Origin of the sequence: Burkholderia cepacia (genome assembly GCF_001718835.1) — a bacterium.
Taxonomy (GTDB): domain Bacteria; phylum Pseudomonadota; class Gammaproteobacteria; order Burkholderiales; family Burkholderiaceae; genus Burkholderia; species Burkholderia cepacia_F.
Genome location: NZ_CP013443.1, coordinates 76107 through 87836 on the forward strand (window position 1 = coordinate 76107; position 11730 = coordinate 87836).

General features: G+C 68.6%; 12 protein-coding genes. 2 read left to right on the top strand and 10 right to left on the bottom strand.

Going from position 1 to position 11730, the window contains the following annotated elements; translation table 11 throughout:
• Positions 1–26 precede the first annotated feature (26 nt).
• Genes gspM through gspG form a run of 7 tightly spaced genes read right to left on the bottom strand, consistent with a single transcriptional unit; the run spans position 27 to position 5203 of the window.
• A complete protein-coding gene (gene gspM, locus WT26_RS03620) occupies positions 27–533 on the bottom strand; it encodes a type II secretion system protein GspM (protein ID WP_069273679.1) in 507 nt (168 codons plus the stop codon).
• Entirely contained in the window at positions 530–1915 is a 1386-nt protein-coding gene (gspL, locus tag WT26_RS03625; RefSeq protein WP_069272209.1) for a type II secretion system protein GspL, read from the bottom strand. The genes gspM and gspL overlap by 4 nt, the downstream gene beginning before the upstream one ends.
• Positions 1916–1941: 26 nt before the next feature.
• Positions 1942–3066 carry a type II secretion system minor pseudopilin GspK gene (gspK, locus tag WT26_RS03630; protein WP_069273680.1) on the bottom strand — a complete coding sequence of 375 codons (1125 nt, stop codon included), beginning with the start codon at positions 3064–3066 and terminating at the stop codon, positions 1942–1944.
• A gap of 2 nt (positions 3067–3068) precedes the next feature.
• The gene (locus WT26_RS03635) at positions 3069–3758 is read right to left on the bottom strand and encodes a PulJ/GspJ family protein (RefSeq protein ID WP_081066824.1); all 690 of its coding nucleotides are present in this window, start codon (positions 3756–3758) and stop codon (positions 3069–3071) included.
• Positions 3736–4131 (bottom strand): type II secretion system minor pseudopilin GspI, encoded by a 396-nt coding sequence (gene gspI / locus WT26_RS03640; protein WP_069272210.1) that lies wholly within the window; start codon positions 4129–4131, stop codon positions 3736–3738. The genes WT26_RS03635 and gspI overlap by 23 nt, the downstream gene beginning before the upstream one ends.
• 44 nt (positions 4132–4175) lie before the next feature.
• The gene (locus WT26_RS03645) at positions 4176–4709 is read right to left on the bottom strand and encodes a GspH/FimT family pseudopilin (RefSeq protein ID WP_069272211.1); all 534 of its coding nucleotides are present in this window, start codon (positions 4707–4709) and stop codon (positions 4176–4178) included.
• A 41-nt stretch (positions 4710–4750) separates the two neighbouring features.
• Positions 4751–5203 (bottom strand): type II secretion system major pseudopilin GspG, encoded by a 453-nt coding sequence (gspG, locus tag WT26_RS03650; RefSeq protein WP_011350483.1) that lies wholly within the window; start codon positions 5201–5203, stop codon positions 4751–4753.
• A gap of 180 nt (positions 5204–5383) precedes the next feature.
• Here gspG and WT26_RS03655 point away from each other — a divergent pair, with 180 nt between their 5' ends.
• Positions 5384–5794: a type II secretion system protein N gene (locus WT26_RS03655; RefSeq protein ID WP_027788737.1), complete on the top strand. Its 411-nt coding sequence runs from the start codon at positions 5384–5386 to the stop codon at positions 5792–5794.
• 26 nt (positions 5795–5820) lie between these two features.
• On the opposite strand, the gene gspF is transcribed toward WT26_RS03655, so the two are convergent.
• The 3 genes from gspF to gspD are packed head-to-tail and all read right to left on the bottom strand — an operon-like array spanning position 5821 to position 10872.
• Positions 5821–7038 carry a type II secretion system inner membrane protein GspF gene (gspF, locus tag WT26_RS03660; protein ID WP_021160406.1) on the bottom strand — a complete coding sequence of 406 codons (1218 nt, stop codon included), beginning with the start codon at positions 7036–7038 and terminating at the stop codon, positions 5821–5823.
• A gap of 4 nt (positions 7039–7042) precedes the next feature.
• Complete coding sequence (gene gspE / locus WT26_RS03665; RefSeq protein WP_059527886.1) at positions 7043–8542, bottom strand: type II secretion system ATPase GspE; 1500 nt, start codon at positions 8540–8542, stop codon at positions 7043–7045.
• Positions 8539–10872 carry a type II secretion system secretin GspD gene (gspD, locus tag WT26_RS03670; RefSeq protein ID WP_069272212.1) on the bottom strand — a complete coding sequence of 778 codons (2334 nt, stop codon included), beginning with the start codon at positions 10870–10872 and terminating at the stop codon, positions 8539–8541. Before gspD ends, gspE begins: the two co-directional genes overlap by 4 nt.
• Positions 10873–11238: 366 nt before the next feature.
• On the opposite strand from gspD, the gene WT26_RS03675 reads away from it, so the two are divergent.
• Positions 11239–11691 (top strand): lytic transglycosylase domain-containing protein, encoded by a 453-nt coding sequence (locus WT26_RS03675; RefSeq protein WP_069272213.1) that lies wholly within the window; start codon positions 11239–11241, stop codon positions 11689–11691.
• The last annotated feature ends 39 nt before the right edge of the window (positions 11692–11730 follow it).

The following is an 11730-nucleotide window of genomic DNA, read 5'->3' on the forward strand; positions in this document are numbered from 1 at the left end:
GACCGCCACTTGCGTCGTCCACTGCGTCATTTCTGCGTAGACGGTTGCATCACGGCCGTCAGGTCGACCTGGCCGTCGTCCTTCAGCGCGGTGGCATGCGCCTCGCCGACCTGCACCTTGAACTGCCGGCGCGCATCGTCGAGCCACTGCGTCCACGCCGGGAACGACACGTTCTTCATCTGGATCTGCACGCCGTTGCCGACGATCTGTACCTGCGCCCCCTGCAACCCGTGATCGGACAGCGACGCGGTCAGCGCGTCCTTCAGCGCGAGGCCGGTCGGTGCCACGCCTTGCGCGGCGGCCGCCAGCGACTTCGCCTCGTTCGCCTGCGCGGTCATCTGCGCAAGCTCGCGGCGCATCGTCGGCAGCTCGCGCTGGATCCGCGCGCGGCCTTCCTGCGCGGGCGACCACAGCACCGAATACGCGATCGCGACCGCCAGCACGGCGCCGCCCCAACCGAGCAGCATTTTTTCGCGTGGCGAGCGCTCACCCCAGAATTGCGTGAGGGTCTGGTTCAGTTGTTCCGTCTTCATGAGCGGCTCCGGATCGTCCATTTGCCCGTGTTGCTGTCGACTTCGCCGGACAGTCCGTTACGCGCGAGGCGCTGCGTGAAATCGGGATCGACCTTGACCTCCGGCTTGAAGCCGACGTCGAGCCGCCGGTCGTGATAGTCGAGCGACGCGATGCCGTTCAGCGGCAATGCGCCCATCGAGCGCGACAGCCCGCTCGACAGCGCGAGGAAATCGTTCGGCGACAGCTCGCCGGCCGCCAGGCGCAACTGGTCGAGCTGGCGCTGCATCTGCGCGGGCGGATCGAGCACCGTCGTCGTCTTCGGGAACGCGGACAGCAGCGTCTCGGTGATCTGCGCCGACAGCGCATCGCGCTCGCGCGACAGCTTCCACCAGTGCAGGTTCATCCCGATCACCGCCACGCCGAGCGTCGCCGCGGCGAGTGCGAGCGGCACGCGCAGGCGCTTCACCGTCGCGCGATCGAAGCGCCACGGCTGCGATTCGAATTCGAACTGGCACAGGTCGAACTTCTCGGTCAGCGCGCGCCGCGCGAACGCGTCGAACGACAGCGGCGCGGCACCCGGCAGCAGCGCAGCGGCGCCCGACGGCTCGACGTCCGTGCGCTTGACCGACGCGAGCCGCGGCTCCGCGCCCGGCTCGCCGAGTTCGTACAGTTCGACGTCGCCGCCGCCCGCGAGCGCGGCCAGCGTGCCGGCCGCGCGCGTCGCGGGCGCCGCGAAGCCTTCGCCGAGCGCCCCGCGCGCGACCGCGAGTTCGAGGCGCGGCGCCCCGGCCGCGGCCGGCAGCGCGCCGGCCTCGACGAGCACCGGTTCGACCGGCGCCGCGAGGCCGAGCACCGCGGCGACCGCGGTCGGGCGCGGCGGCGGGGCGGCGTCAGCCTCGGCTTCGGCGACGGCCTCGTCGGCCGCCGGCGCCGGATCGGTGACGGCTGCGGCCGCCGCGAGCGGCGGCGGCAGGCAGCGCGTCGCGGGTACCGCGCTCAGGTGCCGGTGGCCGGCCGCCGTGAACGCTTCGCAGATCGTGCGGAACCACGCGCGATCGACGACGGCGAGCACGCGGCGCCCGTCGGGCAGCGCGTCCGGATCGAGCGCGATATGACAGCCGAGCGGATCCTGGATCAGCTGATCCTCGACGATGTTGGGCAGCGCCTGGCGCAGCTTCGGCCCCTTGAGCGGCGGCACGGTCGCGGCCAGCAGCAGCACGTCGCGCGCGGCGACGATCAGCACCGTCGCGTTCGCGCGCGGCAGCAGCGCGAGCGCGGCGCGGCCCGCGCGCTGCACATGGCCGGCCTTGTCGACGAGCGTGAACGGCAGCTCGGGCCACTGCCATTCCTGCAACGGCACGGCAGGCTCGCGCGGCGGCAAAGAAACAATCAACGTGCTCACAAGAGCTCCTCTCCCGAATGGCGTCGTTATAGCTGGTCGCGGATGCGCACGACCCGTGTCGAGTGCGTGGTCGGATCACGATACACGAGCGAGGTGCGATCGACCTCCGCGCGTTCGTGCTGGATCCGGCCATGCACGATGAAATAGCTCGAATTGACGTCGACGAGGCTCGAGTCGAGCGTCACGTTCGGCGGCGCACCGGCGCCGCGCAGCGCGAGCTGCACATCGGCGACGTTGCGGAAAAACACGGTCTCGCGGCGCGACACGAGCGCCTGCGCGGACGACACGCTCATCCCTGGGATCAGCGCCGCGATCACCTCGGCCGGCGCGGTGTTCATGTTCACGGGCGTCGTGGTCGGCAGCACGGTGGCGAACGGGCGCAGCCGCGCGACCATCTCGGGTGTCACGCCGTCGACGTCGAGCAGGCTGTCGACACCCGTCATCATCAGCGGCGCGGGCCCGCGATCGCTGTCGGCAAGGCCAGGCTCGTCGGTGAAGGCCGTGCCCTGCGTGCCGGTGCCCGCTTCCGGCAGGGGCGCGCCCGCCGCGCCGGGCAGCGTCGGCATCTGGAAACGCGTCGCCGAATGCAGCAGGCCCGCGCGCACCTGCAGCGCGATGCGCTTCGCGAACGCGCCGTCGTAGCCGAGTGTCGTCAGCAGGCGCTGGAACGCCTGGACCTGCGTGACGTTCAACTGCAGCACGCCGGGCGCCGGCGACGCCACGAGGTTGCGCAGGTTGAACTTCGCCTGGGCGTCCTCGATCGAGCCGGAGATATAGGTGTCTTCGCCGCCGTCGCCGCCGCCCACGCCGATCTTGCCCATGAAGTCCGACAGTTTCGTCTTCGCGATCGGCACGCCCCAGATGCCGCCGAGGTACGTGATGCCGGGCGCCGTATCGCCTTCGGAGCGCAGGATCATCCGCGTCCAGTCGAGCGCGCCGCGCGCGACCCACTGCGCCTGCGCGATCTCGCGCTGGTTCTCGATGCGGCGGATCTGCACCTGCTGGCGCCACAGCATCCCCGAAACGAGGATCGCCGACAGCGCGACGACCAGCAGCGCGGTGATGATCGCCGCGCCGCGCTGGCGGCCGCGTGCCCGTGCGCGACCGGCAGCACGGGCGGCGGGTGATGAACGGTGAGGGCGCGCGCGCATCGTCATTCCCCGACGAGGAAGATGCGCGTGACCGGCACGCGCAGCGACGTCGCACCGATGCTGACCTGCAGCCCCGTCACCGCGCGCGTCGGCGGCGCGTTGCCGATCTGAGGCACCTTGAGCGCATCGTTGTTCTGCGCGAGCGCGTCGTCGGCCGTCTGCAGGTTGGTGGTCCAGCCCACGCGCGGCACGTACAGCTTCGCGTCGATCGCGCCGACGCCGCCCATCAGCGCGACCCAGCTCCAGCCTTCGACGCTGCTGTCCTTCAGCATGCCGCGCAGCCGGTTCGCGTCGTCGACCGGCGGCGACGCGTAGCGCACGACCCGCCCGCCGGCGATCCGGTAGCGGACCACCTGCAGCCGCGGCGCGACGCCCGGCACCTCGAGTTCGCGGACGATCTGCAGCGTGTTGCCGGCGACGCCGATCGCCGGCTGGCCGGCTTCGTCGTCGGTCGCGGCGAGCCGCGCGTCGATGCGCATCTGGTCGAACATCTGCGCGAACACGCGTTCGTCTTCCATCGCGGCCGCGACCTTGTCGCGACCGCGCATGATCTGGTCGAGCCCGCGCCACGCGAGGATCGCGACCACCGCGAGGATCGCGATCGCTATCATCAGCTCGATCAGCGTGAAGCCGCGGGCGGGGCGGGCGAACGGGCGTCGCATCGGCGCGTCAGAGCGGACGGCTGGTTTCATTCGCGACCACCGTCACCATCTGCGCGAGCACGCCGGCATGCCCGGGCGTGCTCACCGAAATCCGGACGCGCCGGAACACCGGGTTGGGCGTGGTGCTCACGCGCTGCGTGCAGACGAGCTGCACGTTGCCTTGCGAGCAGTCGAAACTCTGTTCGCCGATCTCCGGCCACGCATGCGTGAGCCGCATCTGCGCGAGCGCGTTGTCGGCGCTCCAGCCGGCGAGCAGCCGGCGATGAAGATCGGAGGCGTTGGTCGCCATCGTCCCGACCGCGCGGATCGACGCGGCGAGCGCGACCGCGATGATCGCGAGCGCGACCAGCACCTCGATCATCGTGAAACCGCGCGCCGCTGAACGTCCCGTGCAGGGACGCATCGCGGGAGCGGGGGAAGGGGAGAAGAACGGCCGGCGATGCATCGTCATTGCACCTCGTAGCGGCCGTTGCCGGTGCCAACGATCGTCGCGCTGCCGGCGGCCGAATGCAGCGTCACGCGCACCGGCGTGTCGATGCTCTCGGTGCCGAACACGACGCGGCTCGCGCGCGTGTCGGACCCCGGATAGTCGATGTCGGCGCCCGTGACGCCGCCGTCCCAGTCACGCGGGCGCAGCAGGTCGTCGCGCAGCGTGCGCCAGCCGTCGGGCGAGCTCACGTCGAAACGGAAGCCGTGCGCGGTCGGCTGCCATGCGATCGGCCGGGCACGCACCTGCGCCTCGTCGCCGGCGGTCTCGAACAGCAGCGCGATGCGCTGCGCTTCCTCGCGCAGGTCGGTACGCGGATTACGCGTGAGCGACAGCGACGCGAGCGACACGAGCAGGCCCGCGATTACCAGCACGACCAGCATTTCGAGCAGCGTGAAGCCGCGCTGCGGCGCCCGCACGCCATCCGCGCGCGCCGGGGCCCGGCGCACACGGCAGCCGCGCCCGAAGCGGGAAGTCGTGCGGATGGCGAGCATGGGGATCAGAAAAAAGAGACGTCGGGCCGGTCAGCGAGCGCTTATTGCCACGAACCGATGTCGGTATCGTTGCCTTCGCCGCCTTCCTTGCCGTCGGCGCCGTAGCTGAACACGTCGATCTCGCCGTGCACGCCCGGGTTCAGGTACTTGTACCCGTTGCCCCACGGATCGTTCGGCAGACGCTCGAGATAGCCGCCGTCCTTCCAGTTGTTCGGGATCGGATCGGTGGACGGCTTCTGGATCAGTGCGTTCAGGCCCTGATCCTGGGTCGGGTAGCGGCCGTTGTCGAGACGGTACAGCTTGAGCGCCTGCATGATCGTGCCGATGTCCTGTTTCGCGGCGATGCGGCGCGCCTCGTCCGGGCGGCTCATGATCTTCGGCACGATCAGCGCCGCCAGGATCCCGAGGATCGCGACCACCACCATGATCTCGATCAGCGTGAAACCGCGCTGACGACGCACGGCCGCGTTGCGGCGAGTGATCCACGTTTGCATGACTGACTACCTCTTTCCAAAAAATGTCGTTGGTTGAGTGACGTTTCCGAAACAACCGGGTCAGGTCCCTGCGGGACTGCTGCGCCGATTGCGCCGGGCGCGGAGCACGCATTGTAAGGCGCGCATTGCCGAGGGCTTTCACCCAACGCAAATTTCACATACATCCGTACAATAGCGCGCATGAACGCGCTCTCGATCCGGATCCTCTCCCTAGCCCTCTTCGCGGGTTTGTGCGCGACGGCCACCTACTGGGTCGTCACGCTGTCAGCCCGTGAAGCGCCGCTGCCCGCCGCCGCCGCGCGGCTGCCGATCCGTACCGAGGACGCCGCGGCGCTCTTCGGCGGTCAGCTCGACAAGAATCCCGTGCAGGACATCCACCTGTTCGGCATCCTCTCGCTCGATCGCGGTGCCGCCGCGATCGTCGGCGTCGGCGGCGAACCGCCGCGCGCCGTGTCGCTCGGCGCGGAGGTCACGCCCGGCGCGAAGCTCGCCGAGGTCCGCCCGCGTTCGATCGTCGTCGACCGCAACGGCGCCCGCGCCGAAATCCAGCTGCCGGCGAACACGCCGTCCCCCGCGATCTACATGCGCTGAACGTCCGGTGACGGCCGGCACGGCCGTTACTGCACCATGTTGTTCAGCTCGATGATCGGCAGCATCACGGCCAGCACGATCACGAGCACGATGCCGCCCATCGCCAGGATCAGGAGCGGCTCGAGCAGGCTCGTCAGGAACATCGTGCGGCGCTCGAGCTCGCGCGCTTCGCCTTCGGCCGCGCGATCCAGCATCGTCGTCACGTCGCCCGTCGCCTCGCCGGAACGGATCAGGTGCACAAGCACCGGCGGAAACGTCTTCACGTTGTTCAGCGCGCGCGACAGCGCGGAGCCTTCGCGCACGCGCACGATCGCGTCGTCGATGTTCGCGCGCATCGCGCGGTTCGACAGCGTCTCGCCGGCCGCCTGCAACGCGCGCAGGATCGGCACGCCGGCGGCGGTGAGGATGCCGAGCGTGCTCGCGAACCGCACCGTGTTGTAGCCGCGCACGAGCTTGCCCGCGAGCGGCGCGGTCAGCACCCAGCGGTCGAAGCGCAGCCGCGGGCCGTCGCGCGACAGCGTCGCCTTCACGAACCACACGACGAGCACGACCGCGATCAGGATCGCCCACCACCAGTGCCGCACGAAATCCGACAGCGCCATCATCACGATCGTCAGCACGGGCAGCTGCTGCTTCGTGCTCGCGAACACGTTGACGACCTGGGGCACGACATAGCTCAGCAGGAACGTGACGATGCCGAATGCGATCAGCGTGACGATCCCCGGATACGTGAACGCCAGCAGGATCTTCTGCTTCAGCGCGTTGCTCTGCTCGATGTAGTCGGCGAGGCGCGACAGCACGATGCCGAGCTTGCCGGTATGCTCGCCCGCGGCGACGAGCGCGCGATAGATTTCCGGGAAGTCGCGCGGATGCTGGCCCAGCGCATTCGCGAGCGAATGCCCGCCGAGCACCTCGGCGCGGATCGCGGCCATCAGTTCGCGGATGTAGTCGCGCTCGGCCTGCTCGGTCAGCACGCCGAGCGCCTCGTCGAGCGGCAGCCCCGCGATCAGCAGGCTCGCGAGCTGGCGCGTGAGGATCGCCTGTTCGCGCTGCGACAGCTTGCGGCCGAACGCGAGCCGCTGCGAGCGCGCCCCGCGCGTCGCGCTGGCGGCCGGCTCGACCACGAGCGGCGTCAGCCCCTGCGTACGCAGCTGGCCGCGCGCGGCACGCGCGCTGTCGGCGTCGATGACGCCCTTTTGCGCGCGTCCCGCCGAATCGATTGCTTCGAAACGGAATGCCGGCATCGCGCTATGCGCCTCCCGTCACGCGCAACACTTCCTCGAGCGACGTCGCGCCGGACGCGAGCCAGCGCTCGGCGTCGTCGCGCAGCGTGCGCATCCCTTCCGCACGACCGGCGGCGAGAATCTCCGCGTCGGCCGCGTTGCGGTGGATCAGCGAGCGGATCGACTCGTCGACCAGCAGCAGTTCGTATACCCCGCGCCGGCCCGAATAACCCGAATGCCCGCACTTGTCGCAGCCGACCGGATGCCACACGGTGCGGCCTTCTTCCTGGCGTTCTTCCTTGCAGACGGGGCAGAGCTGGCGCACGAGCCGCTGCGCGAGCACGCCGAGCAGCGACGACGCGAGCAGGTAGGGCTCGACGCCCATGTCGGTCAGGCGCGTGACGGCCGATGCCGCATCGTTCGTGTGCAGCGTCGCGAGCACGAGGTGGCCCGTCAGCGACGCCTGCACCGCGATCTGCGCGGTTTCGAGGTCGCGGATTTCGCCGATCATGATCACGTCCGGATCCTGGCGCAGGATCGAGCGCAGCGCACGGGCAAAGGTCATCCCGATCCGCTCGTTCACCTGCGTCTGGCCGATGCCGCCGAGGTCGTATTCGATCGGGTCCTCGACGGTCATGATGTTGGTCGTCGCGGTTTCGAGCCGCGACATCGACGCATACAGCGTGGTCGTCTTGCCCGAGCCGGTCGGGCCCGTGACGAGCACGATGCCGTGCGGGCGCGCGATCAGCTTGTCGAATTGCACGAGCGTGTCGCGGCCCATCCCGAGCGCTTCGAGGTTCAGCCGCTGCGCATCCTTTTCCAGCAGACGCAGCACCGCACGCTCGCCGTGCCCGGTCGGCAGCGTCGACACGCGCACGTCCACCGGCCGGCCGCCGACACGCAGCGTGATGCGGCCGTCCTGCGGCAGGCGCTTCTCGGCGATGTCGAGCTGCGCCATGATCTTGATCCGCGAGATCAGCGCACCGTGCAGCGCCTTCTTCGGCCGCACGACGTCACGCAAGGTGCCGTCGACGCGAAAGCGCACGACGGAAGCGTTCTCGAACGGCTCGATGTGGATGTCCGACGCCTGTTCGCGCGCCGCTTGCGTGAGCAGCGCGTTGATCATCCGGATGATCGGCGCATCGTCTTCCGATTCGAGCAGATCCTCGACTTCGGGGATGTCCTGCATCAGCCGCGACAGGTCGACTTCGCCTTCGACCTCGCCGACCACCTGGGCCGCGCTGCCGTCCTGGCGCGCGTACGCGTGGTTGATCGCCTGCGCGAGCTCGTCGGCCGGCACGCGATGCACGGAGATCGAGCCGAAGTTGCGCGCGATCTCCGCGAGCGCGGCATCGCTCGTGCGTTCGCTGATCCACACCTCGAGCGTGTCGTCGAGCTGGTGCGCGATCAGCACCTGGCCGCTCTTCGCGAAGCCGTACGGCAGCAGCCGCGCGGCGAGCGGCGACGGCGGCTGGCGTTCGCCCGGCGCGCCGTCGTGGGCGGAAGACGCGAGCACGTCGCTCACTTCGACGCTCCCGACGGGGCCGTGGGTGCCGTCAGCGGCTGTTGCTGCATCTGCTGCTGCGGGACGGCTTGCGGCTGGACGGCCGGTTGCTGTTGCGACGGCTGTTGGGGCACGGGCTGCTGGCCCTGCTGCTGGCGGCGCATCTTCGTCAGGTCGAACAGGTTCAGCGCCGAACCGCCTTCGCCCGGGCCGATCGGCATCGGCGGGACGACCGGATCGTCCTTGTCGCGGATCACGTTGTTGTCCGACTTGTACGCACCCGTCACGCCCTGGATGTAGTCGTAGCGGTTCGACGAGATCGCCTGCGCGGTCTGCCGGTCGTTGATGATCACCGGGCGCAGGAACACCATCAGGTTGGTTTTCGCGCGCACCTTCGATTCGGAACGGAACAGCTGGCCGATCCACGGGATGTCGCCGAGCAGCGGCACTTTGCTGTTCGACACCTGGTAGTTGTCCTGCATCAAGCCGCCGAGCACGATGATCTCGCCGTTGTCGGCCAGGATCGTCGACTGGATCGAGCGCTTCGTGAAGGTCGGGCCGGTCTGCGCGGTCGTGGTGCCGGCGACCACCGCCGAATCCTCGGTATAGAGCTGCAGCTTGAGGATCCCGCCGTCGGTGATCTGCGGCTTCACGTGCAGCGTCAGGCCGACGTCGCGACGGTCGTAGGTATTGAACGCGTTGTTCGTGTTGCCGCTCGTCAGGTTCGAATACGAGCCCGTCGCGATCGGCACGTTCTGGCCGACGACGATCTTCGCTTCCTCGTTGTCGAGCGTGATCAGGTTCGGTGTCGACAGCACGTTCGCGTCGCTCACGCCCGAGAAATACTGCAGCAGTGCACCGAGCCCCTGCACGCCGAACATGTTGTGCAGCCAGCCGATGTTGAGCCCCTGCTGGAGGACGTTCGGCAACTGGCCGAGACCCTGCACACCGCCGGTCGCAAGCGCACCCGACACCCCGAGGATGTTGCCGCTGCCCCCCGCACCCGAAAGGCCGGACACGAAGTTCGTACCGCCCAGAAAATTGCCGTTCGCGATCTGCCACTGGATGCCGAGGTTGCCCTGGGACGTCGAGTTCAGCTCGACAATCAGCGCCTCGATATAGACCTGCGCGCGCCGCGCGTCGAGCTGGTCAATCACCGAGCGCAGGTTGCGGTAGACCGGATCCGACGCGGTGATGATCAGCGAGTTGGTCGCCGAATCGGCCTGGATCATCCCGCCCGGCTGGTTGTCGTCGCCGCTCTTGTCCTTGTCGCCGCCAAGCAGGCCGCCCGTGCCGAGGCCCCCGCCTTGCGACGAGCCTCCGCCGTACGACGACGAAGACGAACCGCCGAGGCCGCCCGACGGCAGCGGCGGGGTGCCGGACGTGCCGGTCGAGAAGTTGCCGCTCGACGACGAGCCGCCCTGGTTGAACGCGCTCGCGTCGTTCGACGTCGCCGACGCGCCGGTTTCGCCGCCGCCCTTGCCGAGCATGCCGCGCAGCGTCTTCGCCAGCTTCACCGCATCGGCGTTGCGCAGCGGCACGACGTGCATGTTGCCGGGCACCGCGCTCGGCGCGTCGAGCTGCTGCACGAGGCGCTTCGCGGCCGCGAGGCGCGACGCGCTCGACGCACGCAGCAGCAGCGAGTTGGTCCGCGGGTCGGCCGTGACCGACACCTTCAGCGTCGCGTCGCTGTTGCCGATCGCACCCGGGTCGAGCATTTTCTGCAACTGCGCGGCGAGGTCGATCGCGTTCGCGTTGCGCAGCGGCACGACCTGCACCTGCGCGCCCGCGGCGCTGTCGACGCCGGCGATGATCTGCGCGATGCGCCGCACGTTGTCCGCGTAGTCGGTGACGACGATCGTGTTGTTCGCCGGGTAGGCCGTCACCGTGTTGTTCGGCGAGATCAGCGGCCGCAGCACGGGCAGCAGGTTGTTCGCCGATTCGTTGTGCAGCTCGAACACCTGCGTGATCACCTGGTCGCCGCGCGCCTGCGGCGCGTTGCCGACGTAGGTCGGCACGCCCTGCAGCTTCGCGTCGGCCTCGGGCACGACCTTCAGCACGCCGTGATCCTGCACGAGCGCAAAGCCCTGCATCCGCAGCGCCGACTGCAGCGTCTTCAGCGCCTGGTCTTCCGGCACCGGCCGTTCGGCCACGAGATTGAGCTGCCCCTTCACGCGGGGGTCGACGATGATGGTCTTGCCGGTTGCGGCGCCGATCGCCTTGGCGACCTGGTCGATATCCGCATTCACGAAGTTGAGCGTGACCTGAGCGTAGGCGGCCTGCGAGACGATGATGCCGGCGACGATCAGGGTCGTGGCGACGCGCCGCATAACGAAGCGATTTCTTGTCATGGATGAATGGGTCGATGCCGGCTCAGGCCACTTCCGGCGGTAGTGCTGGGATCCAAGTCCTAAAGAGGCGACATTAGCAGTTTTTCATGTCCGAAATATCACATTGACCCGAGGACTGTCTCACATACGACAGTATTCCTGACGTATGTATGCGAGATGTAAGATTTCGCGTTTGCTGCCGTTTGTTCGTCTCCGTCATCATTTCAGGATGGATTGAAACGAAAATGCGGTATAACCCGGCATGCGGCGCCGCGCTTGCCGCAACGCGACCGGCTGCCGGTATGATACGAGCGTCGCATTGCATATCGCGCGAATTCCGTTGCGGCCGCGGGTTTTCCCGCCCCCATTTTCTGCACTTTTCGATCAATGAACAGACGGTTCGTTTCGATCGCGTTGATGATCGCCGCCGGCGCATGTTTCGCCAGCGCGAACGCTCGCGCGGACTGTTTCGACGAGGCGGCAAAATATCAGCAGGTCAATCCGCTGATCCTGCGCGCGATCGCGTGGCAGGAGTCGCGCAACCGGCCCGGCGCGCTGAACAAGAACACGAACGGCTCGGTCGACTACGGCCTGATGCAGATCAATTCGATCCACCTGCCGACGCTGTCGCGCTACGGGATCGGCCGCGATACGCTGATGGAGCCGTGCAAGAACGTCTACATCGCCGCGTGGCATCTCAAGCAGAAGATGAACCGCTACGGCAACACGTGGCAGGCGGTCGGCGCCTATCATTCGGAAACACCGTCGCTGCGCGACAAGTACGCGCGGCAGATCGCCGCCATCCTGACGCAGTGGAAATTGCTGCCGCCGCAGCCGTGACCCGGCGCCGTACCGGCCGGCCGGCGCGCGTTTGATGCA